Source organism: Candidatus Sulfotelmatobacter sp., from assembly GCA_035504415.1.
Classification (GTDB): Bacteria; Vulcanimicrobiota; Vulcanimicrobiia; order Vulcanimicrobiales; family Vulcanimicrobiaceae; genus Vulcanimicrobium.
This window is the reverse complement of record DATJRY010000019.1, coordinates 26387-52796: the sequence shown is the minus strand read 5'-3', so window position 1 is coordinate 52796 and position 26410 is coordinate 26387. Positions and strand designations below refer to the sequence as shown.

Below are 26410 nucleotides of genomic sequence, written 5' to 3'. Positions count from 1 at the left end.
CGCGTTTGCGCCGACTGCACTCACTGCGACCAAGGGAGCGGGATGCGACGCGTCGCCGCGCCCAGGATGATGAACAGCGCACCGGCCGCGACGAACGCCGTGCCGACGCCGCCCGCCGACGCGACGATGCCCCACAACGCCGCACCGACCGCGTTGATGCCCTGCGACGTCACCAGGTACAGTGCGAACCCGGCCGCGCGATGCTGCGGGTCGACGGCGAACTGGATCGAGGTGTTGAGCGTCGAGAGCACCGTGAGCCAGCCGAAACCGGCGACGAACAGCGCGACGACGGCGAGCGGAAACCACGGCGTGCAGCCGGCGACGATCACGCACGCGCCCAGGGTCACCGTCCCGATGAAGACCGCCCCTTCGATCCCCAGACGCGTGCGGACCTCGCCGAAGAATTGTGCGATCGTGACGCTGCCCGCGCCGAGCGCGCCGAGCAGTACGCCGAGCTGCACCGCCGAACCGTGGAAGTGCTCGCGCACGAGCAACGGCATGAGCGCGAACAAGACGCTCGAGCACGTCGAGAACGCCGCGTTGCGGGCCAGGACGCGCCGCACGCCCACCGACGTTCGCGCGACCGACCACGTCTTGGCGAACCCGTCGGCGAACGCCGTACGGGTCGGCCACCGCCATCCGGCACGCGGCCGCATCACCGCGATGGTCGGCACGAACGAGGCGGCGTTGATCGCGAACGCGGCGGCCGGCCCGGTAACGGCGACCAGGAAACCGGCGATCGGCGGCCCTAGCACGCGGGTCAGGTTGAAGCCGATTCCGTTGAGCGCGATCGCCGACGGCAGCGCGCGCGCCGAGACGACCTCCGGAATGAGCGCGCCCCACGCCGGCTCTTGCAGCGCGTCGATCGCCCCCAGCACGAAGGTGAAGGCCAGCAGCGCGAACACCGACGCGTGCCCCGCGAACGTCAGCGCCGCGAGCGCGGCGGCGACCAGCGTGAGCAAGATGTTCGCATCGCGGATCAGCCGTCGCCGGTCCACGAGATCCGCCAAGATGCCGGCGGGGATCGCCAAGACGAACAGCGGCAGCGAGGTCGCCGTCTGCACGAGCGCGATCACGTGCGCATCCGACGTCAGGGACGTCATCAACCAACCGGCGCCGACCGCCTGCGCGAAGAACCCGAGATTGTTGATGAAGTCCGCCAGCCAGAGCGCCCGAAACGGCCGCTCGCGGAGCACCGCCCAGGCACTGCCGCTGACCGCCGGCGCGCTCGCCCCCACCTTCCCCTCGGGAGTGGCCATCGAGCGCTGTTCGCCTACGCGATCACCAATCCGTCCCCGGCGACTCGCAGTGGAATCGGCTCCAGGCCGGCACCCATGCAAGGGCCTTCCACACAAAATCCGTCGACGAGACGGAACAGCGCGAAGTGACTCACGCAGAGCACCTGGTCACGGTGCAGCGTGAAGGTCGGCTTGACGTTGAGCGGGATGCCGAAGTGTGGACAGCGGTTCAGGTACGCGCGCACGCCGGCCGGCGTGTTGAAGACGGCGACGCGAAATGCGTCCTTGCCTTCACCGAAGACGACCTCCAGACCGGTCGGCGTGATCTCGTCGAGCGCACACAGCCGCGTACCCGGCGCGGGGGCGAAGCGCAGGCTCCGCCAGTCGCTCACGCCGCCGGCAGCACGATGTCGAAGTCGAGCACCCACTGCGGCGCGGGATCGAGCGCGCCGTGTGCTTCGGGCTTGTAGGGCTCGTAGGTCCTGATCAGCTCCGGCTTGACGCCGTAGACCGCATCGGCGTCGATGTAGGGATCGCCCGCCGTGTACGCCGAGGTCGTCAGCGGTTCGTATCCGGCGGCGGAAACCTTGAGATGGAGATGTGCGGGCCGCATCGAGAGCCGGCCGGCGGCGCGCAGCATCTCGCCGACGGGGCCATCGGTCGGAACGGAATAGCTGACCGGCTTGACCGCGTAGAACGCGTACCTGCCGTCGGGTCCGGTATGCAGGTAACCGCGATAGTCGGGCGCTTCGCGGACCGCGTATTGCGTGTCGTAGGTGCCCTCGCCGTCGGTCTCCCACGCTTCGACCAGCGCGCCCGGGATCGGCTTGCCTTGCATGTCGCGCACGGTCCCGCGCACGTACGTCAGCTCGCCTTTACCGCTGCGCGCGATCGTGTCGCCGTGCGCGATCTCGGGCGCATCGTGGGTGTAGAACGGGCCGAGCACCGAGCTGGGCGTCGCCGGCGGGGGTTTGGGATTGGCCATCTCGTCGACGAGCACCGAGACGCCCAGCGTGTCGGAGAGCAGGATGAACTCTTGGCGCAGGTCGGTGCACGCGTGCCCGGTGCGGGTGAGGAACGAGATCGCCGCCGTCCACTCGTCGGGCGTCAGCTTCACTTCCGTCACGAAGGCGTGGAGGTGCCCGATCAGCGAGGTCATGATCTCGCGCAAGCGCGGATCAGGCGTCATCCCGGCACGGGCCAGGGCGGATTCGGTAACCGGGAGCACCGGCGTGTCGGTCGTCATGCGTGCAGCTCTCCATTGGCGGTCCCTGTCTCGCCGGCGACGTCGAGCCGCCGGCGGACCGGGAACAAGTGCAAGTTCCACCGCCGCGCGACCAACCCCCACAGACCCTCGGGCGCGAGCAGCATGACCAGGATCGAGAGCACCCCCAGGCCCACCAGATACCAGGCCCCCGAGTCGCTGAATTCCTGGCGCAAGACGAAGTAGAGCAGCGTCCCGACGATCGGCCCCTCGATCGTGCCCAGCCCGCCGATCACGACGGCGAAGAACATCAGCGGGATCCAGCTCATGCCGAACGCGGCGTCGGGCGTGATGCGCAACTGTTCGAGGAAGTACAACGCGCCGGCCAGCCCGGCGCCGAGCGCGGCGATCGCGTAGATCGTCAGGGTCGTGCGCCGCACGTCGACGCCGGCGCTGGCCGCGGCGCGTTCGCTGTCGCGTATCGCCGTCAGCGCCAGACCCAGTCGCGAACGCACCAGCCAATAGACGCCGCCGACGGCGGCGACGCCGAGCACCACGGCCATCTCGTAGGTGACGATTTCGCGGACGGCCAGCGGGATCGCGACCAGCGCGGTCAGGCTCTCGCCGGAACCGCCGCCGAACAGCTGCACGTTGGCCAAGATCAGTCGGTAGCTCTCGGCCACCGCCCAGGTTCCGATCGCGAAGTACGCGCCTTTCAAGCGAAAGACCACGTACGAGGTCGGGATCGCGAGCAGTGCGGCGACGATACCCGCCAGCGGCACGGCCAAGAACGGGTTGACGCCGAGGTGGTTGACGAACGCGACCAGCGCATACCCGCCCAGCCCGATGAACGCCTGTTGTCCGATCGAGACGATGCCGCCGTAGCCGGCCAAGAAGTTCCACATCTGCGCGATCGTCAACACGCAGATGAACTCGACCACCAGCCGCATCGCCTCGGCGTTGCCGGCCAGCGGCAGCGCCGCCAGCGCGGCGACGACCAGCACCCCGACGACCAGGGCGATGCGCGCCGTTCCGGTCGTGCGCCGGACCGCGAAGCCGGCCGACGTCGCGGGCGTCGCGCTCACGCGGCCGCGCTCCGCGGGACCAGGCCGTTCGGCCGCAGCACCAACACCGCGAGGAACACCAAGTGGCCCAGCAAGATCCCCCAGCCGGGGTTGATCGCAAAGCCGATCGCCTGCGCGACGCCGAGCACGATGCCGCCCAAGAACGTCCCCCAGAACGACCCCAGACCGCCGATCACGACCGCTTCGAAGGCGTACAGGAGGAAGCTCGAGCCTAGATCCGGTGTGAACTCGAACTTGATCCCCATGAACAAGCTCGCCAGCGCGACGACCCCGAGCGCGATCGCGGTCGCGTAGGCGTACAGCCGCAAGTCGTTGACGCCCATCAGGTTGGCCGTCTCGCGATCGTCCGAGGCGGCACGGAACGCGATCCCCAGGCGCGTGTGGTTGAACAGCCACTCCAAGAAGATCGTCGCCGCCAGCGCCGTGGCGAGCGTGAGCAGCGGGAGCCACCCGATCGCGAGTCCACCCGGCAGCGCGATGCTGGCGGTTTCGATGCCGCCGACCTTGAGGGAACGTGAGTCGGCCGAGGTGACTTGCAGGAGCAAGTTTTGGATCACGACCGAGATGCCGTAGGTGACCACCAACGGGATGAGGATGTCGCGCCCGAGCGTGTAGTTGAGGATCGTGCGCTGCAAGACGTAGCCGAACAGCATGAAGATCACGACGACGATGGGCAGCACGACGAACGGGCTGCGGCCGGTCGCGCCGGAGATGCCCAGCGCGACGTACGCGCCCAGCACGATGAAGTCGCCGTGCGCGATGTTGATCAGCTTCATCACGCCGTAGATCACGGCCAGGCCGAGCGCGAAGAGCGCGAACAGGCCGCCGAGCAGGATCCCTTGGATGATCGTGTCGATCCAGCCCACGCCTCAGACTCCGAAGTACGCGCGCGAGATCGTCTCGCGCTCCAGCTCGCACGAGCGCCCGGTCAGGGTCACGCGTCCGTGCAGCAGGCACACCACGCGCTCCGTTCGCGAGCGCGCCAACTCGACGTCCTGCTCGACCAGCACCACCGCCAGACCGCCCGCGCACACCTCGTCGAGCGCGGCGTAGACCTGCTTGACGACCGCCGGCGCCAAGCCCAGCGAGATCTCGTCGCACAGCAGCAGGCGCGGATTGGCCATCAGCGCCCGTCCGATCGCGCACATCTGCTGCTGGCCGCCCGAGAGCGAGGTCGCGGGCGCGTTGCGCTTCTCGCGCAGGATCGGAAAGAGCGCGTAGACGCGCTCGAGGTTCCAAGCGCCGGTGCGATCGCCGAGCCCGCCGGCGCGCAGGTTCTCCTCGACCGTGAGGCTGGGGAACAGCCGCCGTCCTTCGGGGACGAGCGCGATTCCCAGCCGCGCGACCTTCGATGCCGGCAGCTCGCCGATCGGCGCGCCGTCGAAGACGATCGCGTCGGGGCGCGAGCGCAGCGTGCCGGCGATGCTGCGCAGCAGCGTCGACTTGCCCGCGCCGTTGGCGCCGACCAGCGCGATCCGCTCCCCCGCGTCGACGGAGAGGTCGACGTCGAAGAGCGCTTGGAAGTCGCCGTAGAACGCGGACAGCCCGCGCACGTCGAGCATCACGCCTCGATCCCCAGGTACAAGCTGCGCACGTTGGGGCGGTCGAGCACGGCGCGCGGTTCGCCTTCGGCGAACACCTTGCCGTCGGCCATGACGATCAGCCGCGTCGCGACCGCGAAGAGCGCGTGCACGACGTGCTCGATCCACACGATCGCGACGCCGGCGGCGACGACCTCCTGCACCAGCGCGACCACCTCGTGCGCCTCGGCCTCGGTCAGTCCACCGGCGATCTCGTCGAGCAAGAGCAGTGCCGGGTCGGTGGCGAGCGCGCGCGCGACCTCCAGGCGCTTGCGGTCGAGCAGCGGCAGCGATCCCGCCGGCCGGTTTGCCTTGGCAAGCAGGTGCGTACGGCGCAACGCCTCGACGGCCAGCGCCTCGGCGTCGCGCGTGCCGCGCCGCGCGCCGAACGTGCCGGCGACCAGCGCGTTCTCGAACACCGTCAGCTTGACGAACGGGTCGGCGATCTGGTAGGTCCGCCCGATGCCCAAACGGGCGCGTTCCGCCGGCGCCAGCCGCGTGACGTCGCGTTCCTGGAACGCAATGGTGCCCGCATCGGTGGCGTAGTCGCCACCGAGCAGGTTGAACAGGGTCGTCTTCCCGGCGCCGTTGGGGCCGATGATCCCGAGCGCCTCGCCGGGTGCGACGGTGAGGGAGACGTCGTCGACGACGCGCAGTGCGCCGAACCGTTTGGCGAGACTGCGCGCCTCGACGAGCGCCGTCATGCGAGCGGCTTGACCTTCCCTTGCAGCGGAATCTCCTTTGCCAGCGCGTTCTCGACGATGACCAGCTCGTAGGGGTATTTCTTCCCGTGCTCCCACTGGCCGCCGACGAGCAGCGTCTTGGCGACGTTCTTGACCGGTCCTTTGCCCCACCGCACCGGACCGACCACCGTATCCACGCTGGCCGTCGCCAACGCGTCGCGGATCGCTTCCTTCTTGTTGACGTCGGACGCGTGCGAGAGCACGTGCACCGCGACCTCGAAGAGCGCGTGCGAGAAGCCCAGCGGCTGCGTCCACTGCTTGCCGGTCGCGGCGCTGTACGCCGCCGCCAACTGCCCGGCGCTCTGACCGGTCAGCGAGGAGTGGAACGGATGCGCCGGCGTCCACCAGACTTCGCTGGTCAGCCCGTTGCCGATCGGACCGAGCGCCTCGATCGAGCTCGGAAACAGCAGCGCCTTGCCGATCGACGCGATCTTGGGGCGATAGCCTTGCTGGTGCGCCTGCGTCCAGAAGTTCTTGAAGTCCGGCGGCAGCGGCACGCCGGTGAGCACCTCGCAATCGCCCTTCTTGAACGCGCTGATCTGCGCCGAGCAGTCGGCGGTCAGGTCTTGATAGTGGCCGGGGTCGTTCAGCTTGTAGCCGTCCTTCGCCAGCACCGGCGGCATGCCGTGCACGGGGTCGGCCCACGCGTTGCCGTCGCCGTCGTTGGGGAACAGACCGCCGGCGAGCTTGTTGGTGCTGACCTGATTCCACATCCCGAGGAACACCGACTCGACGTCCTCGAGTCCCCAGAAGAAGTGGTACGTCCACTCGAAGCCCTTGGCCGGATCGCCGTGGCGCGGGAAGAACCACGCTTGCCAGGGCGTCACCGTCGAGATGCACGGCACGGCGTTGAGCTCGCACTGGTCGGCGACCGGATTCGTCGTCTCCGGCGTCGAGGAGACGAGCATCAGATCGACCTTGTTCTGTAAGATCAGCTCCGAGGCCACCTCACCGGCGCGGTTCGGCGAGGACTGGCTGTCCTTGACGACGACCGCGATGGGATACTTCGTGCCGCCGATCGTGATGCCGTCGGCGAGCCGCTTGCGCAGCGCCGAGAGCACGTAGCTGTCGGCCTCGCCGAACGCGGCGAGCGGTCCCGTCTGCGGTGAAACGAAGCCGAGCGTGATCGTGCGTGCGGCGCGGGCCGGCGCGCGGACGCCGAGCGTCGCGGCGGCGGCGCCCGCGGCCGTGATGCCGAGCATGCGGCGGCGGGTCAGGTCGTACGAGCTTCCCATCGTGGTGCCTCCTTCCGGTGTGTGGGTGTCACGCCCGCGCGAGCTCGCCGTCGAACGCGCGCGCCAACAGCGCGCGGATCGCGTCGCGCTCGATCGGGCGCGGATTGGGGTAGGGTGAAGCCGCGGCCAGGTCGGCGGCGCGATCGAGCGCGGCCGACGGAAAACCGAGCTCGCGCAGCGTTCCCGGCACACCCAGCCGGCGCGCGAGATCGGCGAGCCCGCGCGGCGCGTCGTCGACGCCGAGCGCGCGCGCGACGCGCGCCATCGCGGTCGGCGCGGCCGGTGCGTTGTAGGCTGCCGCGTGCGGCAGCACGACCGCGTGCGTGCGCGCATGCGGAAGATCCCACGTCCCGCCGAGCGTGTGGCAGAGCTTGTGGTGCAGCGCCATCGAGACCGAGCCGAGCGCGATGCCGGCCAGCCACGCACCGTACAGGCACTGCGCGCGCGCGTCGACGTCGTCCGGCCCCTCGACGACGCGGGGCAGCCCGGCCGCCAGCGCGCGAATGCTCTCCTCGGCGATCAGCGAGACGACCGGATTCGCGTCGATCGCGTACAGCGCTTCGACCGCGTGCGCCAGCGCGTTCAGGCCGCTGGCGGCGGAAAGCTCCGGCGAGAGCGTGCGCGTCAGCAGCGGATCGTACACGACGACCTGCGGGCGCACGCGCGGATCGCGGCCGGTCGTCTTGCGGCCGTCTTCGGTCAGCCCGTAGATCGGGGTCATCTCCGAGCCGGCATAGGTGGTCGGCACCGCCACGATCGGCAGGCCGCTGGTGAGCGCGACCGCTTTCGCCAGGCCGATCGCCGAGCCCCCGCCCAGCGCGACGATCCCGTCGGCGCCGATCTCGGCCGCGAAGCGACGCGCGCGCGCGGCGAGCGCGACCGGCACGTGCTCGCGCACCTCGTTGAACGTCCCGCCGACCCGTGCACCGAGCGCGGCGGCGACGTCGCCCAGCCGCGCGTACTGCTCGTCGCCGGCGACCAGCAGTACCGCGCGCAAGCCGGCGCGATCGAGCTCCTCGGCCAGCTGCGCCGACGCACCGGCCGCGAAGACCACGCGCGTCGGCGTCCCTTCGTAGACGAAGCCGCGCACCAGCGCGGCGGCGTCAGCGAGGATAGAAGGGTGGGATCCGCGCATCGACGTTGACCCACACCGACTTCGGCTCGGTGTACTGCCGCATCGCCTCGAAACCCATCTCGCGGCCTTGGCCCGACGCGCCGACGCCGCCGAACGGCGAGCCGGGATTGACGCGCTTGTAGGCGTTGATCCACACCATCCCCGAGCGGATGTCGCGGCCGAAGCGGTGCGCGCGCGCCAGGTCGCGCGTCCACAGACCGCTGCCCAATCCGTACTCGGTCGCGTTGGCGAGTGCCAGCGCTTCCTCGTCGGTGCGGAAGCGCGCGACGCTGACGAACGGACCGAACACTTCCTCGCAGGTCACGCGCGAGCCGAGCGGCGCCGCGACGATGGTCGGCTCGACGTAGTAGCCGGCGGCCAAGGCCGGATCGTCAGGCGCCTTGCCGCCCTGCAAGATCGTGCCGCCCTCGTCGAGCGCGACCGTGACGTAGCTCATCACGCGGTCGCGGTGGACCGCCGAGGTCAGCGGTCCCATCTCGGTCCGCTCGTCGAGCGGATCGCCGAGGCGGATCGATGCCGCAAGCGCGCCGAAGCGCGCCAGGAACTCGTCGGCGACCGCTTCGTGCAGGATCAGCCGCGAGCCGGCGATGCACGCTTGCCCCTGGTTGTGGAAGATCGCGAACGCGGAGCCGCCGATCGCGGCGTCCAGATCGGCGTCGGCGAAGACGACGTTCGCGCCTTTGCCGCCCAGCTCGAGGCCGACCCGCTTGAGGGTGCGCGACGCACCTTCCATCACCCGCCGGCCGACGGCGGTCGAGCCGGTGAACGAGATCTTACGCACGTCGGGATGATCGACGAGCCGCTGTCCGGCTTCTTCGCCCAAGCCCGGCACCACGTTGATCACGCCGTCGGGAAAGCCGACCTCCGCGGCCAGCTCGGCCAGCCGCAGGGTCGAGAGCGGCGTGAGCTCCGAGGGTTTGAGGACGACGGTGTTGCCGGCCGCCAGCGCCGGACCCATCTTCCAGCTGGTGAACATGATCGGGAAGTTCCACGGGCAGATTTGCCCGACGACACCGATCGCTTCGTGCGTGACGTAGTTGAGGAAACCGGCCTCGACGGGCACGACGGTGCCTTCGAACTTGTCGGCCATCCCGCCGAAGTAGCGATAGCACGCCGCGGTGCGCGGCACGTCGAGCCGGCGCGTGTCGCGAATCGGGTGGCCGGTGTCGCGCGACTCCAACTGCGCCAGCTCTTCGGCGTTGGCTTCGATCGCGTCGGCGAGCTTGAGCAGCAGCCGGCCGCGGTCGGCCGCGGCCAGCCGGCTCCACGACGGAAACGCCGCTTGCGCCGCCAGCACCGCGCGGTCGACGTCGACGGCGCCGGCGAGCGCGATCTGGGCCAGCGTCGTGCCGTCGTGCGGATTGATCACCGGCAGCCGGCGGCCGTCGAGCGCGTCGACGAACCGGTTGCCGATGAACAGCCCGGTGCGCGGCGCGGCGAGCGTCGCCGCGCCGTTCACCTGCGCCACGGTGCGATCAGAACTCGGCCGGGTACGGGGGAAGCTCGCCCGCCTCGTAGCGTTCGGGCAGACCCGGCGTCGCGTTCTCCCACACGAAGAGCATCGAGCGCTTCGGCGAGTAACCTTGATGACGGATGTCGGCCGGCATCGCGGCGACGTCGCCCGCGCGCATCGTCACCCGCGCGCGTGGTCGGCCCGTCTCTTTGTCCTCGACGTCCCAGACGATGTGGTCCGAGAACTGGATGAACCACTCGATGCGGTCGTTGCCGTGCTTGACGGGCAGGATGAACTCTTCGGTCGTCGGGCACGCCAAGCTCTGCTTGCAGACGCTGACGACCGACGGGTTCCAGGTCACGTCGGAGCGTGAGAGGTACGCGAACAAGTTGTACGCGGCCAGCTCGCCCTCGAAGCCCGGCTCGCAGACGACGTCGGGCTCGTCTTGCGGCACGTCGGCGAAGTGCCGGTTGATCGGATGCGTCGCATCGGTGCGCAGCACCGAGTCGCCCGGCAGGCTGACCATACGGCGCGACACGACGCGGTCGCGGTTGATGGCGGCGTCGTTGTCGCCGTTCTTCGGGCCGAACACCGTCTTGCCCGTCTCTTCCGGCGCGGCGAACGGATCCCAGCCGGCGTTGGTCCAGTCGCTGAGCATCGCCTTGAAGGTCGCCATCGCGACCGGCGACTCGAACGTCTCGACGTACGAGACGCCGGCCTTGTGCAACGCCTCGTTGTAGCGCCCGCCGTAGACCTGCACCGTGCCGTACTGGTTCTTCGTCCCGAAGACGTGGTCGAAGTTGACCCAGCCGTAGAAGAAGCCCCAGGCGACGTCGCGCATCAGCGCGCGCAAGAAATAGTCGACGGCCATCGTGTGCGATTGGCGTTTGCCGCTCTCGCCGACCGGCCAGGTGATGGTCGCGAAATATCCGTCACGCGAGAAGCGGAAGCCGCCCAGCGTGAAGGTGCGGTAGCCGGTCACGGCGTCGGGCGCCGACGCGTCGACGAGCTCGGGCAGCGCGGTCGGAACGGCTTCTTCGAGACTAGCCATGATGCGTTCTCACTCTCTCTCGCGCTAGCGCAGGCAGATCTCGCCCCAGCGCTCTTGCGAGAGCGGGCCGAGAATCGTCTGTTGCAGGAAGACCGCGGGCTCGGCGGCGCTGAAACGATACGCGGCGCCGGCGGGCAGCAACGCCTGATGGCCGCGCGCTACGCGCACGAGTCCCATCTTCTCGCCTTTCGGCTCGCCGGCGACGAGCACGGTCCCCTCGGTGTTCTCCGGCGCGGCCGACGCGGGGTCGTCGAGCTTGACGAAGTCGATCTGCATCTTCCCGTCCATCACGATCACGAACTCGTCGTGCGCGCAGGCGTACCACGGCGAGGTGCCCTCGGCGCGCACGGCCTCGATGACGTACTCCAAGTTCTTGCCGACGACGATCTTCTCGTACGGCTTCGCTTTGGCCGCGACGTCGAAGACGTTGGAGAACGCGTATTCTTTGACGCTGCCGGACACGAGCTCGACGCTACCCTTCTGGTAGTCGCCGAGCGAACCGAATACGGTGTGGAGACGGGAAGCGGTCTCGACCATCGGGAGCTCCTTTGTTCGGAATCCGAACTTCAGTTCTCTATCCGAACGACCGCGTTGGCGTCTTGGCGGAAACTTCCTTTCGTCAGGACGCGCGCGCGGTGCTGCGTTTCTCCGGCCGGGCTTGATCGGCGGCGCGACGGATCTGCGCGATCGGCTCCTTGCCGACCAGCCGTTCGAGGACGCCGTACGCGGACTGCGTGGAGGCGACGAACGCGCGATGCTCGGCGTCGTTCAGCCGAATGATTTCGAGCCGCTTCTCCAATTCGGCGAAGGCCGCGCGTTCGGCACGCGCGGCGTCCTCGCTCTGCCAGCTCATGACGGCGGCGACGGTGGCCTCGATCCGCGCGCGGTGCTCGCCGGCGGCGCGCAGCCAGTCGGCGTTCGCGACGATCACCTGCGTCGCGTAGGAGTGCGCGGTCAGCGTCAGATAGCGCTGCGCTTCGTAGATCTTGGTGGCCACGTTCATCGGCAGCGAGTTGCTGGCTTGCCCGTCGAGCTCGCCGCGCCGCAACGCGTCCAGGATGTTGTTGGTCGCCACCGGCCGCACCATCGCCTGCCAGGCGTCGGCGATCGCGACGTGTACCGGCGCCTCCATGACGCGCAAGCGCAGGCGCTCGATGTCCGCGGGCATGCGAATCGGGCGCACGACGTTGGTGACGTGCTTGAAGCCGGTCTCGAAGAACCCCAGTCCGACCAGTCCGTAGGGTGTGATCGAGGCCAGCGTCTGCGCACCGTACGGGCCGCTCAGCAGCGCGTGCGCATGGGCGCGGTCTTCGACCAAGTACGGCGCCTCGATCAGCTGGATCGCCGGCACCAAGTTGCCCAGGATTGCGACGCTGACCACGCCGACGACGGCGTCGCCGCGCCGCACGGCCTGCAGCACGTCGAACTCGCTGCGGCCTTGCGGCGGGACGTTGGCGAAGCCGAGCTCCGGGATGTCGGCGGCGAGACGCCGCGCCAGCTCGTCGGTGCCGCGGCCGGCGACCGAGGTGCCGGCCAGCGCGCACAGCACGCGCGCCGGGCTCAACTGCGGCGTGCTGCCCGCGGCCTGCATCTCGGTGACGTGGTAGTCGATGGCGTTGACGGCCAGGTTCGACTCGACCGCGTCGGCGTAGTGGGAACGGGTCGTGCGCAGCAGCTGCGCGGCGTTGCGGCCGAACTCTTCGGAGCGGCTGGCTTCGGCTTCGATCGAGCGTTCGACGGCGTCGAACGCGGACGCGGTCGAGCCGACCGCCGACGAGATCGCGACCAGCGCGTCGCGGGCACCGGCCGCGGCGGACTCGCCTTGGCGCACCGAGGCGTCCGACGAGGCGGCGATCTGCGCGGTCTTCTCGCCGCCGCTGCGGACCGCGCCCAGCAGCTTCTCCATCTCGGCCGTCGCGGTGCGGGTCGAGTCGGCCAGCTTACGGATCTCGGCGGCGACGACGGCGAAACCGCGGCCGTGCTCGCCGGCGCGCGCCGCTTCGATCGCAGCGTTGAGCGAGAGCAGGTTGGTGCGTTCGGAGACCTCGTGCACGAAGTCGACGATCTCGTCGATTCGCTCGAGCGAGGCGAGGAAATCGGTCATCGTCGAGCCGCTGGCGCGCGCCGCGCCGGCGAGCGTCTCGACGGCGCGCACGAGTTGGTCGATCTCGGCGCCGGTCGCGCTGACGCGTTGTTCGGCCTCGCGGGCCTGGTTGGACGCGGCGCGCACGTCGGACAGCGCGACGGCGAGGTCGTGCGCCGAATCGGCGGCGACGTCGGCGATCTGCTGGACCGAGACAGCTTGGATCAGCGCGTTCTCGGCGATGCGGCCCGACGTCTGGCGCAGGCGCGCAGCCGCGTCCTGCAGTTTTCCAGTGACGTCGTCCACGGCTTGGTCTTCCTCTTCACTTTACCGGCGCCGAACATACGTTCCGAGCCGGCTGGCCTGGAAATCGCCGCCCGGGAAAGCAATCTCCTCCGCGCGCAGAACACTTCTGACGAAAGATGTACAAGGCGCGCTCGTCGCAGGGAGAGGCCGCCCCGGCGGTCCCCGCATCCGACTACGTCCAGTCATTGGCGAAGGGCCTGGCCGTCATCCGCGCCTTCGGGACCGCGCGCCGGGCGCTCTCCCTCTCCGAGGTCGCGGTCAGCACCGGCCTGACGCGGGCCGGCGCGCGCCGCCTCCTGCTGACGCTCGAGAGCCTGGGCTACGTCGTCCTCGACGAACGCCGCTTCCGGCCGACGCCCAAGATCCTCGAGCTGGGCTTCTCCTACCTGGCCTCGCTCGACGTCTGGGACGCGGCCCAGCCCTGGGTCGAACAACTCGTCGCGCAACTGGGTGAGACGTGCACGGCCAGCGTCCTGGACGGCGAGGACATCGTCTGCGTGCTGCGCGTCCCGACCGGGCGCATCATGAACGTCAACTTCGGCGTCGGCCGGCGGCTGCCGGCCAGCGCCTGCGCGATGGGCCGCGTGCTGCTGGCCGGGCTCTCGGAGCCCGAGCTGGCGCGCTACTTCGCCGGCGCGCGGTTTCCGTCGTATACCGAGCACACCGTCACCGATCCGCAGGCGCTGCGCGCGATCGTGGAGCGGGCGCGCACCGACGACTACGCGCTCGTCGACGGTGAGCTCGAGGTGGGACTGCGTTCGCTCGCGATCCCGCTGCGCGACACGCGCGGACGAACGACGGCGGCGATGACCGTCTGCATCCCCGGAGCTCGCGCGAGCGTCGACGACATGCTGGCGCGCGTGCTCCCGGCGATGCGCGCGACCCGCGCGGGCATCGAAGCTGCAATCCAGACCCGCGGCTGACTCAGGCAGGAATTCTCCGTCCAACGCGCCGTACGGGCGTTTCGAGATGCGGAAGCCGTCCCGGCATGCGAAATCGCATACCGGCGGTGAGGCCGCCTCACTGAGAGGCTTCTGATGGCACATCGGAGTTCACGGCGCGCGTTCGTCGGCGCCGTCGGGGCGGCCGCCGGCGGCGCGGCGTTGGCCGGCACCGCGCCGGTCCTGTGGTCGGCGGCGAGTGCGGCCGAAACGCTCAAGATCGGATTCATCAGCCCCCGCACGGGCCCGCTGGGCAGCTTCGGCGAGTGTGACCCGTTCATTCTCGAGCACGCGCGCAAGACGCTCGCCAAAGGCGTCACCATCGCCGGCAAGCAGTACGCCGTCGAGATCCTCGATCGCGACAGCCAGTCCGATCCGGCCCGCGCCGGTCAGCTCGCGAACGAGCTGATCACCCGCGAGGGAATCGACTTCATGCTCGTCACCTCGACACCGGAAGTCGTCAACCCGGTCTCGGACGCGTGCGAAGCGGCGGGCGTGCCGTGTCTGGCGACGGTCATGCCCTGGGAAGCGTGGTACTTCGGCCGCGGCGCCAAGCCCGGCGCGCCCTCACCGTACAAGTGGACCTATCTGTTCAGCTTCGGCGTCAAGCAATTTCTCGACTGTTACCTCTCGCAATGGAAGCTGATCCCGAACAACAAGAAGGTCGCGGTGATGTATCCGAACGACGCCGACGGGAACGCGATTCGCGAGCATCTCAAGCCCGATCTGGAAAAAGCCGGCTACACGGTGATCGATCCGGGCGGCTACGAGGACGGAACGACCGACTTCTCCTCGCAGATCGCGCGCTTCAAAGCCGAGCAGTGCGAGATCTTCAACACCTTCCCGATCCCGCCCGACTTCGCGACCTTCTGGCGGCAAGCGGCACAGCAGGGCTACACCAAGATGGTGAAGATCTGCCAGATCGCCAAGACCGGACTGTTCCCCGGCACGACCGAAGCGCTGGGCTCGCTCGGCGACAAGCTCGCCAGCGGCTGCTACTGGCACCGCGACTTCCCGTTCTCGTCGGCTTTCAGCGGCATCAGCTCGCGCGCGCTCGCCGACGCCTACGAGAAGGCCACCGGCCGGCAGTGGAACCAGCAGCTGGGCGCGTCGCTCTCGCTGTTCGACGTCGGGTTCGAAGCGCTCAAGAAGAGCGGCAACCCGAAGAGCAAGGCCGCCGTCGCCAAAGCGATCGGGTCGGTCGCGATGACCAGCATCGTCGGCAAAGTCGATTTCGGCCACGGCCCGGTGCCCAACGTCGCGACCACGCTGATCATCGGCGATCAGTGGGTCAAGTCGAAACCGGGCAGCAAATACCCGTTCGACTTGGTGATCACCGAGCACGCCGGGGACCCGCGCGTCCCGATCACGGCCAAACTGCTGCCGTACAACGGTTAGCGGGCCTCTCTGTTCGTGCAGCCGGCCGGTGAGCCCGTCCTCGTCGCCACCGCCGTGACCAAGCGCTTCGGCGCGTTCACGGCGGTCGACGGGGTCGACTTCTCGCTGGCGGCAGATGAGGCGGTCGGCATCGTCGGGCCCAACGGTGCCGGCAAGACGACGCTGCTCAACGTGCTGGCGGGCACGTACGCGCCGTCCGCCGGCAGCGTGCGCTTCGAGGGCGCCGCCGTGTCGGCGCTCGACGCGGCGCGCCGCTGCCGGCTCGGCATCGCGCGCTCGCACCAGGTTCCGCGCCCGTTCGGGCATCTGACCGTCTTCGAGAACGTCTTCGTCGCCGCGTCGATGGGCGCCGGGCGCAGCAGGCCCAACGCGTACGACGCCTGCATCGACGCGCTGCGGCTGTGCGGCATGCTCGAGCTCGGTAACCGGCGCGCCGAAGCGCTGGGGCTGCTCGACCGCAAACGGTTGGAGCTGGCTCGCGCGCTGGCCACGGATCCCCACGTGTTACTGCTCGACGAGATCGGCGGCGGCCTGACCGACGCGGAGGCCGGCGAGCTGGTCGCGATCGTGCGCGAGCTACGCGGCCGCAAGATCGCGATCGTGTGGATCGAGCACGTGCTGCACGTGCTGCTGCAAGTCGTCGGGCGGCTCGTCTGCATGGACGCCGGACGCGTCATCGCCGAAGGCGCGCCCGAGGTCGCGCTGGCACATCCCGCCGTCATCGAAGCGTACCTCGGCAGCGGTGTGACGTGAGCTTGCTCGCCGTCGAAGCGCTCGACGTGCGCCACGGTCTGCTGCAGGCCGTGCGCGGCATCTCGTTCACGGTCGCCGAGGGTGAGATCCTCGCGCTGGTCGGCGCCAACGGCGCCGGCAAGACGACCCTCTTGCGCGCGATCGCCGGCGCGCACAAACCGACCGCCGGGCGCGTCGTCTTCGACGGACGCGATCTGCGCGGCGAGCGCGCCAACCGCCGCGTGCGCGCGGGGATCACGCTCGTCCCCGAGGGCCGCAAGCTGTTCGGCGAGATGACGGTGCGCGAGAACCTCCAAGTCGCCGGTGCGCACGCGCGCCGCGGCCGCTGGACCATGGACACCGTGCTGGACGCGTTCCCGATGCTGCGCCCGCACCTCGAGCAGCGCAGCGGGAGCCTCTCGGGGGGCGAGCAGCAGGCGACCGCGATCGGTCGCGCGCTGATGACCAACCCGCGCCTGCTGCTCATCGACGAGCTCTCGCTGGGACTCTCGCCGATCGCCGTCGACCGCGTCTACGAGTCGCTGCGCACGGTCATCGCGAGCGGGACCACGATCGTGCTCGTCGAGCAGGACCTCTCGCGCACGCTGCGCGTCGCGACGCGGATCATCTGTCTGCTCGAAGGCCGCATCGTGCTCGAAGGCGCGGCGGCGGCGATGACGCGCGAGCAGGTGACGCAGGCCTACTTCGGCTTGCGGCACGCCGGAAGCGCGAGCGCACCGTGACGCAGTTCTGGATCGGCCAGATCGTCCAAGGCGTGCTGCTGGGCGGCTACTACGCGCTGCTGGCGTGCGGGCTCTCGTTCATGTTCGGCGTCATGCGCATCATCAATCTCGCCCACGGCAGCATCGCGGTGCTGGCGGCGTTCTTGGTGCTCACGGTCGCGGGGCAGTGGAACCTCTCGCCGTTCCTGGCGCTGTTGGCGATCGTGCCGGTCATGGCGATCGCGGGCTGGCTCTTGCAGCGCGGCGTGCTCGACCGCGCCCTGCGCGCCGGGGAGCTGACGCCGCTGCTGAGCACCTTCGGCCTCGCGATCGTGATCGACAACCTGCTGTTCGAGAGGTACGGCGCCGATACGCGGTCGCTGGCGCCGAACGTCGGCGACCTCGCGTACAGCAGCTGGACCGCCGGCGGTTTGTCGGTCGGCGAGCTGGCGCTGCTCACGTTCGCCGTCGCGGTCGCGCTGTTGGGCGGCTTGCACCTGTTCCTGCACCGCACGCCGTTCGGGCGCGCGATCCGCGCGACCGCGCAGGACGCCGACACCGCCGAGCTGGTGGGCGTCGACTCGCGCGCCGTCTACGCCGGCGCGTCGGCCATCGCGCTGGTCACGGTCGCGATCGCGGGCGCGTTCCTCGGGCTGCGCAGCTCGTTCGACCCCTACGCGGGCGCGACGCAGCTGATCTTCGCCTTCGAGGCGGTCGTGATCGGCGGAACCGGCTCGCTGTGGGGGACGCTGCTGGGCGGCATCGTGCTGGGCGTCGCGCAGAACGTCGGCTCGCAGGTCAACCCGCAAGGCTTCCTGATCGGCGGTCACGTCGTGTTCCTGTTGGTGCTGGCGGCACGCTTCGCGCTGGGCGGCCGCGATCTGCGGGCGCTGGTCCGGCCCGTGCGGAGGACGACGTGACCGGCGCGCCGCCGATCGCGGTGCAGCGCTGGAGCGCGGTCTCGATCGCCGGGATGGCCAGCGTCGCCGGGCTGCTGGTCGTGCTGGCCTTCGGACCGTTGTTCCTGGGCGAGTACCTGACCGATCGGCTGACCACGCTGTTCGTCTACATCATCCTGGCGGCGATGTGGAACGCGCTGGCCGGCTACGGCGGCTTGGTCTCGGTCGGGCAGCAGCTGTTCTTCGGGCTGGGCGCGTACGCGGCGATTCGGCTGTCGCACGCGGGCGTCGAAGTGTACCTGGCGCTGGTGCTGGCGCCGCTCCTGGTCGGGCTCGTCTCGCTCCCGCTCTCGTCGTTCGCGCTGCGGCTGCGGGGCGGCGCGTTCGCGATCGGGATGTGGGTGTTCGCCGAGCTCGGGCACCTGCTGGTCAACCTCGACAACCTGATCAACGGCGAGACCGGCACGTCGCTGATCGCGATCTCGGCACTGGCGCCGCAGACGCGCCGCGCCTGCAACTACTGGCTCGGTCTGGCGTTGATGATCGTCGTCGTCGGGCTGGTGTTCTGGCTGCTGCGCAGCCGGCTGGGCGCGTCGATCCAAGCGATCCGCGACGACGAGGAAGCGGCGGCGTCGGTCGGCGTGCGCGTCTTCGCCACCAAACGGCTGATCTTCGTGCTCGCCGCGGTCGGCTGCGCGGCGGCCGGCTCGCTGACGCTGGCGACGCTGATCACCTTCCAGCCGAAGACCTACTTCGGCGTGCAGTGGACGGCGTACATGATCTTCATGACGCTGGTCGGGGGGCTGGGAACGTTCGAGGGACCGATCCTCGGCGCGATCGTCTTCTTCGTGGTCGAGACGATCTTCGGCGGCAGCGGCGCGTGGTATCTGGTCGGCCTGGGCGGCTCGGCGCTGATCTTCTCGCTGTTCTTCCCGCGCGGCCTGTGGGGTTCGCTGGCGGGCCGCTTCGGCTGGCAGCTGATGCCGGTCGGTTACCGGCTGCGGCTGCCCGGCGCCGATCGCTAGACCGAGTCGGCGTCGTAGATGACGCGCAGCGTGCCGACGCGCTGGTCGCGCGCGAAGATCCCCACGCAGACGTCGTTGTAGACGATCCCGGTGTCGCGCGCGTAGGTGTAGACCGCCCACGGCCGCAAGCCGCCGCGCACCAAGGTGCAGCCGTTCTCGCGGAAGGTCGCATAGGGGGTGCGACGCGGCAGGCTGTGCGCCGCCCCGCCCAGACCGACGCGCGAACAGCGCAGGCTCAACGGATCGTCGAAGAAGCGCTTGATGCGGTTGCCGGCGAGGTCGGTGGCGCGGTCGCCGGTCCAGTCCTGGCGGCACTCGCGGTAGTGCCCGAAACAGAAGCCGTTGAGGTCGACGCCGAACATCGCCACGATCGAGCGGTGCGTCGGCACCGCGGCGTCGATCGCCGCGTTGATCCCGCCTTCGATCGCGGCGTCGTAGCGTGTCTCGTACTTGGGCGGGTCGAAGCCGCTCGCCGGCACGCGCGAGACGTCGAACAAGCGCGCCAGGTGCCGGATCCGCTCACCGGTCAGCTCGACGTAGTCGGTGTCGAAGCAGTCGTCGAGCCGGATCGCGCCGCGGCGGATCGCGTCCTCGAACACCTCGTCCATGTCGCTCGCGACGGCCAGCGCGATCTCGCGCACGGCCTCGGCGACCGTGCCGAGCGGACGGCGCGCGGCCAGCGCGTGCGCGCGCATCCCGAGCATCGCCAGCTCGAGCCGCTGCTCGTCGGCGGCGGCGACGGTCTCGCTCTCGACCCGCTCGCGCGCGATCGCGGTGGCGCTGCGCACGTCGGTCAGCGCGCCCAGCTGCTGTTCGACGATCGCGGCCACCTCGGCGGCGCGCGCCAGCGTTCCTTGCAGCTCGCCGCGCAGCGCGCCGACGGCGTCCTGCACGGCGGTCGCGTGCCGTTCGACTTCGGCCGTGCGCTCGAGCGCTTCGCCGGTCGCCTCGCGCATCGACTCGCCGGCCGACAACAGCGCGCCCAGCATCTCGCCGATCTCGCCGACCGCGTGCGAGGTCCCGGTCGCCAGCGCACGGATCTCGTCGGCGATGACGCCGAAGCCGCTGCCGGCTTCGCCCGCGTGCGCCGCCTCGATCGCGGCGTTGAACGAGAGCAGCGTCGTCTCGCTGGAGATCGCGTCGATCAGATCGAGGATCGCGCCGGCGCGCTGACCCGCTTCCGAGGTCGCGCTGACGGACGTCGCCGCGCGCTGCACGGCGTCGCGCACCTGCGCGACCCGGTCGAGCGCGGCCTGCAGCTCTTGGATCGCGGTGCCGAAACCGGCCCGGATCGCATCGATCGCGTCACGCATGCGCTGCGTCGCGGCGGCGGCCGCGCCGGCACCCGCGGCCAGGTCCTCGATCGTATGCGCGGTCCCGTCGAGTAGCCAGCCCAGTGCACCGAGCGCGGAGCCGATCGAGCGCCACTCGTAGCTGTTGCGCGCGATCGCGACGGCGATCCGCGCGACCGACGTCAGCAGCTCGCGCTCGTCGCCGTCGACCAGATCGCGCAGTTCGGCGGCGGCCTGGCGCACGGGTCCCGGCACCGGCGAGAGGTCGACGACGCCGTTGGTGTGACGCGTGCGCGTTCCCAGGCTGGTGCGTGCCAACGCGGCGCGCAGGTTGGCGAGCCCGTCGCTCAGCGCCAACCCGGCCGCCCGTTCCGCAGCCTCCGAGACCTCGTGCGCATGCTCGGCGATGCCGCGTATGCTGTCGTTGACCAGCGTCAGCGCCCCGCTCTGCTCGCCGACCAGCCCGGCGACCTCGCCGATCGCGCGTTCCAGCTCGCCGACTTGATCGGCGCGCTCCGCCGAGCGGTGCTGCGCGCTCGAGAGCGCGTCGGCCAAGCCGCGTACGATCGTGGCGGCCTCGCGGATGGCGCCGTCGACGCGATCGCCGGCGTCGTGCAGCTGCTTCTCGATCCCGGCGACGTCGTTGGCCGACTCGACGGTCGAGGTCGAGAGCCGCTTCACCTCGTCGGCGACGATGACGAACCCGCGTCCCGCTTCGCCCAGGTGCGCCGCCTCGATGGCGGCGTTGATGCCGAGCAGGCGTGCCTGGCGCGCGATGCGCCGCAACCGCTCGAGGAAGCTCTGGATCCCGATGCGGCCGCGTTCGGTCGTCTGTGCGAAACCCGCCGTCGCCTCGACCGCGCCCACCAGCGCCTGCAGCCGCTCCAGCACGCCCGCGATGCCTGCGTCGTAGGAGCGCGACGACGCCGCGACGGTTCCCGAGGTCGCGCGCAGGTCGTGCGCGGTCTCGGCGACGTGCGTCGCACCTTGCTCGATCTCGGCGATCGCCGCCGCGGTTCGCTCGACGACCGCGGTCTGCTCGCCGGTCGAGGCGACGATCCCGGCCAGCTGACGCGCGTTGCGCTCGATGCTCTCGCCGGCCGCGTCGACGATCTCGCGATAGTCGAGCAGCTCGTTGCGCAGGCCGTCGACGAAGCGCTGCAGCACCGCCCGGTCGGCGATCGCGAAGCTGACGGCGGGCGGCTCGCGGGTGAAGTCGCGCGTCCGCGCGACCTCGCGCAGCCAGGCCGCAAGCCGCTCGTCGTCCACACGGCGGCCGGGACCGCCCGGCCCGGTGATTTCCTCGCGTAAGGAGGCGAGCGTCCCCTCGGAGTCAGCTCGCTCTCGAGAGTCTTGCAGCACTGGTGTACCAGCACGCTGCGGTCCGGCGAGAAAGCTTTCCTCCCGCCCGGCAGCTCAGGGCGTCAGGCGTTCGGCGTGGCTGTAGACGTTGACGCTGCGCCCGCGCAACAGCGCCGCCAAGGTGATGCCGGCGGCGTCGGCCATGCGGACGGCCAGGCCGGTCGGGCGCGAGATCGCCGCCAGCAGCGGGATGCCGGCGACGGCGCACTTCTGGACCAGCTCGTAGCTGGCGCGGCTGGTGACGACCGCGAACCCGTCGGTCGGCGCGACGCCGGCGCGCACCATCGCGCCGACCAGCTTGTCGAGCGCGTTGTGGCGGCCGACGTCCTCGCGCGCCATGACGATCGCTCCTTCGCGCGTCGCCCAACCGGCCGCGTGAACGGCACCGGTGCCTTCGTTGTAGTGCTGCCAGGCCGGCAGCTCGTCGCCGGCGCGATAGAGCGCGGCGGGCGCGATCCGCTCGTCGGCCGCCACCGTGCGCCCCGGGCGCAGCGCGTCGTCGATGGTGGTCACGCCGCACAGTCCGCAGCCGGTGCGCCCGACCAGGGAACGGCCGCGACCGCGCAGCGCCTCCGCCGCCTGGTCGGGGATCACCAGCTGCGCTTCGATCCCCTGGCTCGACCGCACGACCTGCAGACCCGTGATCGCGTCCAGGTCGGAGACGATCTCCTCGGTCAGCGTGAAACCGATCGCGAAGTCCTCGACGTCGGCCGGCGTGCACATCATCACGACGTGCGGCCAACCGTTGTAGACCAGCGCGACGGGCGTCTCTTCGGCGACCGTCGCGCTTTCGACCGACGCTTCGCCGTCGTGCAGCCGCTCGAACGTGCGCAGCTCGACCGGCTTCGCGTAGCCGAGCCCGAACAGCGGGTGACCCGGATCGATCGTCGGCCGCACCGGCGTCAGCTCGCCGCCGGCGCGAGCGCGACCTGCGCGCGCACGTGGCGCCAAAACGCGTCGATGAGCGCCGGGAAGGGGTCGCGCTCGGCGACGACCAGCCCGACGGCCTTGGCGACGTCGGGTTCGACCAACCGCCGTATGCGCACGCCTTGGCGCGCGTCGACCCAATACGCCATGCTGGCCGGCATCAGCGTCGCGAACTGTCCGGACTCGACGTAGCAGAGTTTCGCCATCATCGAGTAGACTTCGACGCGGACGTTCGGCGTCGCGCCGGCGGCCGCGAAGGCCGCATCGAAGATGCGGCGGTTCTGCATGTCGGGTCGCAGCAGACACAGCGGCAGCCGCGCGGCTTGGGTCCAGGTGAGCGTCTCCCCGTCGGGCACCGGGATCGCGGCCGGCACGACGGCGACGTACCGTTCGACGGCGATCGGCAGCGTGCGCACGTGCTCCAACGGCTCGTCGTCGACGTACGTGACGGCGGCGTCGAGATCGAACGCCGCCAGATCGCGCAGCACTTCGTGCGAGGTCGTCTCGATCTCGTCGATGCGCACCAGCGGGTGCGCCTGCACGAAGCTCGTCGTCAGGGCCGGGACCACGGCGTTGACCGACGGGATCACACCTAGCCGCAAACGTCCGTTGAGCATCCCGCGCGAGGCGTCGAGCTCCTCGCGCAAGGAGCGCTCGTCGGCCAGCATGCGGCGCGCCCAGCCGAGCACGATCTCGCCCTGCGGGGTGAAGCCCCGAAAGCGGTTCCCGCGTTCGACGATCGCCGCGCCGAGCTCGTCCTCCAATTGCCGCAACGCCGCCGAGAGCGTCGGCTGCGAGACGCCGCAGCGCTCGGCCGCCCGCGCGAAGTGACCTTCGTGCGCCAAGGCGACCAAATACTGCAGCTGCCGGATCAGCACCCGACACCCTTCAGCGCGCGAAGGTCGGGGTCCTGAGGGCCTCCAGCACGAGGGCGCTGACGCCCTCGCCGCCGGTCTGGTCGACGTGGAGCTGCAGGTCGCGGCGCATCGCCGGCGCCCAGAAGCGCCGCAGGTGACCGGCGACCGCGTTCGCGGCCGTCGCGCGGTCCGGCTGCGGTTCGTAGAAGCTGGCGATCTGGTTCGCCATCGTCACCAGGCGTTCGGCGCGCATCGCCTCGGCCTAACGCGGCGCGCCGACGGGCGGCGCGGCCGGTTCGTCGACGGCCAAACCGTGCCGCAGCAGCAGTTCCTGCTCTTCGTCGAAGGTGCTCTTGCGCTGCTGCCACTCCGAGGGCGTGAGCACGCGCGAGACCTGCACCGCGGTCACCTTGTACTCGGGGCAATTGGTCGCCCAATCGGAGTTGTCGGTGGTGACGACGTTGGCGCCCGAGGTCGGGTAGTGGAAGGTCGTGTAGACGACGCCCGGCTGCACGCGCTCGGTGATCTTCGCCGGCAACACCGTCGATCCGACGCGGCTGGCGATCTCGACCAGGTCGCCTTCCTTGATGCCGCGGTCCTCGGCGTCGTGCGGGTGGATCTCCAGGCGATCGATCTCGTGCCAGCGGCCGTTCTCGGTGCGCCGCGTCTGCGCGCCGACGTTGTACTGCGAGAGGATGCGCCCCGTCGTCAGCAAGAGCGGGAACTTGCGGGTGACCTTCTCCTCGGTCGCGACGTACTCGGTCAGCACGAAGTTGCCCTTGCCGCGCACGAACGTCTGCGCGTGCATCGTCGGCGTGCCGTCCGGCGCGCCGTCGTTGCACGGCCACTGGATGCTGCCCAGCTCATCGAGCTTTTCGTAGCTCACGCCGGTGAAGGTCGGCGTGAGCTCCGCGATCTCGTCCATGATCTGGCTGGGGTGGGTGTAGTGCATCGGGTAGCCCAGCGCCGCGGCCAGCCCCATCGTCACTTCCCAATCTTCCTTGCCGGCCAGCGGGGTCATGACCTTGCGCACGCGCTGGATGCGGCGCTCGGCGTTGGTGAAGGTGCCGTTCTTTTCCAGGAACGAGCTGCCCGGCAGGATGACGTGCGCGTACTTCGCCGTCTCGTTGAGGAAGATGTCGTGCACGACGATGCACTCCATCGCGGTCAGCGCCGCCTCGACGTGCTGCGTGTCGGGATCGGACTGCGCGATGTCCTCGCCCTGCAAGTAGAGGCCTTTGAACGAGCCGTCGAGGGCGGCCTCGAACATGTTGGGGATGCGCAGCCCCGGCTCGCCGTCGAGCGAGACGCCCCAGGCCGCTTCGAACATCCCGCGCACGCCGGCGTCGGAGACGTGGCGGTACCCGCTGAACTCGTGCGGGAACGAGCCCATGTCGCACGAGCCTTGGACGTTGTTCTGGCCGCGCAGCGGATTGACGCCGACGCCTTCGCGCCCGAAGTTGCCGGTCGCCATCGCGAGGTTCGCGATCCCCATGACGGCGGTCGAGCCTTGGCTGTGCTCGGTGACGCCCAACCCGTAGTAGATCGCCGCGTTGGGCGCGCTCGCGTACAGGCGCGCCGCCGCGCGCAGGTCGGCGGCCGGAACGCCGGTCACGCTCTCGAGCGCCTCGGGCGAGTGGCGCTCCTGCGCGACGAACGACTTCCACTTCTCGTACTCGGCCGGCTCGCAGCGCTCGCGCGCGAAGGCGTCGTCGGCGAGTCCCTCGGTGACGATCACGTGCGCGAGCGAGTTGAGCAGCGCGACGTTGGTGCCCGGACGCAGCTTGAGGTGATGCGCGGCGCGCACGTGCGGCGTGCGCACCAGGTCGATGCCGCGCGGGTCGGCGACGATCAGCTTGGCGCCCTGGCGCAGCCGGCGCTTCATCTGCGAGCCGAAGACGGGATGGCCGTCGGTCGGGTTGGCGCCGATGACGAAGACCACGTCGGCCTTCATCACCGAGTCGAAGGTCTGCGTCCCGGCCGACTCGCCGATCGTCGTCTTGAGGCCGAAGCCGGTCGGCGAGTGGCAGACGCGCGCGCACGTGTCGACGTTGTTGTTGCCGAAGCCGGCGCGCACCAGCTTCTGCACCAGCCAGACCTCTTCGTTGGTACAGCGCGACGAGCTGATCGCGCCGACCGACTCGCGCCCGTACTTCGCCTGGATCGCCTTGAACTTGCCGGCGGCGTAGCTGAACGCCTCGTCCCAACCGACCTCGCGCCACGGATCGGTGATCTTCTCGCGGATCATCGGCGAGGTGATGCGGTCGGGGTGCGTCGCGTAACCGAACGCGAAGCGGCCCTTGACGCACGAGTGGCCGTGGTTGGCGTGGCCGTCCTTGTTGGGGACCAGCCGCACGACCTCTTCGCCCTTCATCTCGGCCTTGAACGAGCAGCCGACGCCGCAGTAGGCGCAGGTCGTCATCACGCTGCGCGTCGGCTGGCCGAGACGAATGACCGACGTCTCCGTCAGCGTCTCGGTCGGGCACGCCTGCACGCAGGCGCCGCACGAGACGCACTCGGAGTCCATGAAGCTTTCCATCATGCCGGGCGAGATGTGCGAGTCGAAGCCGCGGCCCTCGACCGTCAGCGCCAGCGTTCCTTGCACCTCGTCGCAGGCGCGCACGCACCGGCTGCACAGGATGCACTTCGACGGATCGAAGGTGAAGTACGGGTTCGAGGTGTCCTTGGCCTGATGGGTGTGGGTGACGCCCTCGTAGCCGTAGCGCACGTCGCGCAGGCCGACCGCACCCGCCATGTCCTGCAGCTCGCAGTTCCCGTTGGCGGGGCAGGTCAGACAGTCCAGCGGGTGATCGGAGATGTACAGCTCCATCACGTTGCGGCGCAGGTCGCCGAGCTTGCCGCTCTGCGTGTGCACCTTCATGCCGGGCTCGGCCGGCGTCGTGCACGAGGCCGGATAGCCGCGGCGGCCTTCGATCTCGACCACGCACAAGCGGCACGAACCGAACGGTTCCAGGCTGTCGGTCGCGCACAGCTTGGGCACCTTCGTTCCCGCCTGCGTGGCCGCGTACATGACCGAGCTGCCCTGCGGGACGGTGACGGCGATGCCGTCGACCTCGAGCGCGATCAGCTGCGTGCTCGGGGAGCGCGGGGTTCCGAAGTCGACGTCGACGATCGATTGCAT

General features: G+C 70.0%; 24 protein-coding genes. 6 read left to right on the top strand and 18 right to left on the bottom strand.

Features of this window, described 5'->3' with window-relative positions:
- Nucleotides 1–20 precede the first annotated feature (20 nt).
- The 13 genes from VMD91_16800 to dctP form a co-directional block, all read right to left on the bottom strand.
- Entirely contained in the window at nt 21–1259 is a 1239-nt protein-coding gene (locus VMD91_16800) for an MFS transporter (protein HTW85731.1), read from the bottom strand.
- Nucleotides 1260–1273: 14 nt separating this feature from the next.
- Nucleotides 1274–1630: a Rieske 2Fe-2S domain-containing protein gene (locus VMD91_16795; GenBank protein HTW85730.1), complete on the bottom strand. Its 357-nt coding sequence runs from the start codon at nt 1628–1630 to the stop codon at nt 1274–1276.
- Complete coding sequence (locus VMD91_16790; protein HTW85729.1) at nt 1627–2484, bottom strand: dioxygenase; 858 nt, start codon at nt 2482–2484, stop codon at nt 1627–1629. Before VMD91_16790 ends, VMD91_16795 begins: the two co-directional genes overlap by 4 nt.
- Complete coding sequence (locus VMD91_16785) at nt 2481–3527, bottom strand: branched-chain amino acid ABC transporter permease (GenBank protein ID HTW85728.1); 1047 nt, start codon at nt 3525–3527, stop codon at nt 2481–2483. Before VMD91_16785 ends, VMD91_16790 begins: the two co-directional genes overlap by 4 nt.
- Nucleotides 3524–4393, bottom strand: a complete 870-nt coding sequence (locus VMD91_16780) for a branched-chain amino acid ABC transporter permease (protein ID HTW85727.1) — start codon at nt 4391–4393, stop codon at nt 3524–3526. Before VMD91_16780 ends, VMD91_16785 begins: the two co-directional genes overlap by 4 nt.
- 3 nt (nt 4394–4396) lie before the next feature.
- Entirely contained in the window at nt 4397–5089 is a 693-nt protein-coding gene (locus tag VMD91_16775) for an ABC transporter ATP-binding protein (protein ID HTW85726.1), read from the bottom strand.
- The gene (locus VMD91_16770; protein HTW85725.1) at nt 5089–5811 is read right to left on the bottom strand and encodes an ABC transporter ATP-binding protein; all 723 of its coding nucleotides are present in this window, start codon (nt 5809–5811) and stop codon (nt 5089–5091) included. Before VMD91_16770 ends, VMD91_16775 begins: the two co-directional genes overlap by 1 nt.
- Nucleotides 5808–7085: an ABC transporter substrate-binding protein gene (locus VMD91_16765; protein HTW85724.1), complete on the bottom strand. Its 1278-nt coding sequence runs from the start codon at nt 7083–7085 to the stop codon at nt 5808–5810. Before VMD91_16765 ends, VMD91_16770 begins: the two co-directional genes overlap by 4 nt.
- A gap of 28 nt (nt 7086–7113) precedes the next feature.
- Nucleotides 7114–8175 (bottom strand): maleylacetate reductase, encoded by a 1062-nt coding sequence (locus VMD91_16760; protein ID HTW85723.1) that lies wholly within the window; start codon nt 8173–8175, stop codon nt 7114–7116.
- Between the two features lie 13 nt (nt 8176–8188).
- Nucleotides 8189–9688, bottom strand: coding sequence for an aldehyde dehydrogenase family protein (locus VMD91_16755; GenBank protein ID HTW85722.1), 1500 nt, complete (start codon nt 9686–9688; stop codon nt 8189–8191).
- A gap of 7 nt (nt 9689–9695) precedes the next feature.
- Nucleotides 9696–10724, bottom strand: a complete 1029-nt coding sequence (locus VMD91_16750; GenBank protein HTW85721.1) for a hypothetical protein — start codon at nt 10722–10724, stop codon at nt 9696–9698.
- A gap of 24 nt (nt 10725–10748) precedes the next feature.
- A complete protein-coding gene (locus VMD91_16745) occupies nt 10749–11261 on the bottom strand; it encodes a hypothetical protein (protein HTW85720.1) in 513 nt (170 codons plus the stop codon).
- An 82-nt stretch (nt 11262–11343) separates the two neighbouring features.
- Nucleotides 11344–13113, bottom strand: a complete 1770-nt coding sequence (dctP, locus tag VMD91_16740; protein ID HTW85719.1) for a TRAP transporter substrate-binding protein DctP — start codon at nt 13111–13113, stop codon at nt 11344–11346.
- A gap of 116 nt (nt 13114–13229) precedes the next feature.
- Here dctP and VMD91_16735 point away from each other — a divergent pair, with 116 nt between their 5' ends.
- From VMD91_16735 to VMD91_16710, 6 genes are all read left to right on the top strand, one after another.
- On the top strand, nt 13230–14036 hold the full coding sequence (locus VMD91_16735; protein HTW85718.1) for an IclR family transcriptional regulator C-terminal domain-containing protein: 807 nt from the start codon (nt 13230–13232) through the stop codon (nt 14034–14036).
- Nucleotides 14037–14150: 114 nt separating this feature from the next.
- Nucleotides 14151–15452, top strand: a complete 1302-nt coding sequence (locus VMD91_16730; GenBank protein HTW85717.1) for an ABC transporter substrate-binding protein — start codon at nt 14151–14153, stop codon at nt 15450–15452.
- A gap of 15 nt (nt 15453–15467) precedes the next feature.
- Nucleotides 15468–16205 carry an ABC transporter ATP-binding protein gene (locus VMD91_16725; protein HTW85716.1) on the top strand — a complete coding sequence of 246 codons (738 nt, stop codon included), beginning with the start codon at nt 15468–15470 and terminating at the stop codon, nt 16203–16205.
- A complete protein-coding gene (locus VMD91_16720; GenBank protein ID HTW85715.1) occupies nt 16202–16927 on the top strand; it encodes an ABC transporter ATP-binding protein in 726 nt (241 codons plus the stop codon). Before VMD91_16725 ends, VMD91_16720 begins: the two co-directional genes overlap by 4 nt.
- Nucleotides 16924–17826 carry a branched-chain amino acid ABC transporter permease gene (locus tag VMD91_16715; GenBank protein ID HTW85714.1) on the top strand — a complete coding sequence of 301 codons (903 nt, stop codon included), beginning with the start codon at nt 16924–16926 and terminating at the stop codon, nt 17824–17826. The genes VMD91_16720 and VMD91_16715 overlap by 4 nt, the downstream gene beginning before the upstream one ends.
- The gene (locus VMD91_16710) at nt 17823–18830 is read left to right on the top strand and encodes a branched-chain amino acid ABC transporter permease (GenBank protein ID HTW85713.1); all 1008 of its coding nucleotides are present in this window, start codon (nt 17823–17825) and stop codon (nt 18828–18830) included. The genes VMD91_16715 and VMD91_16710 overlap by 4 nt, the downstream gene beginning before the upstream one ends.
- Here VMD91_16710 and VMD91_16705 read toward each other — a convergent pair.
- The 5 genes from VMD91_16705 to fdhF form a co-directional block, all read right to left on the bottom strand.
- Nucleotides 18827–21391 (bottom strand): methyl-accepting chemotaxis protein, encoded by a 2565-nt coding sequence (locus tag VMD91_16705; GenBank protein ID HTW85712.1) that lies wholly within the window; start codon nt 21389–21391, stop codon nt 18827–18829. The genes VMD91_16710 and VMD91_16705 overlap by 4 nt on opposite strands.
- Before the next feature lie 147 nt (nt 21392–21538).
- Complete coding sequence (gene fdhD / locus VMD91_16700; GenBank protein ID HTW85711.1) at nt 21539–22381, bottom strand: formate dehydrogenase accessory sulfurtransferase FdhD; 843 nt, start codon at nt 22379–22381, stop codon at nt 21539–21541.
- Between the two features lie 5 nt (nt 22382–22386).
- Nucleotides 22387–23289 (bottom strand): LysR family transcriptional regulator, encoded by a 903-nt coding sequence (locus VMD91_16695; protein ID HTW85710.1) that lies wholly within the window; start codon nt 23287–23289, stop codon nt 22387–22389.
- A gap of 10 nt (nt 23290–23299) precedes the next feature.
- Entirely contained in the window at nt 23300–23521 is a 222-nt protein-coding gene (locus VMD91_16690; GenBank protein HTW85709.1) for a formate dehydrogenase subunit delta, read from the bottom strand.
- 9 nt (nt 23522–23530) lie between these two features.
- Nucleotides 23531–26410, bottom strand: a complete 2880-nt coding sequence (fdhF, locus tag VMD91_16685) for a formate dehydrogenase subunit alpha (GenBank protein HTW85708.1) — start codon at nt 26408–26410, stop codon at nt 23531–23533.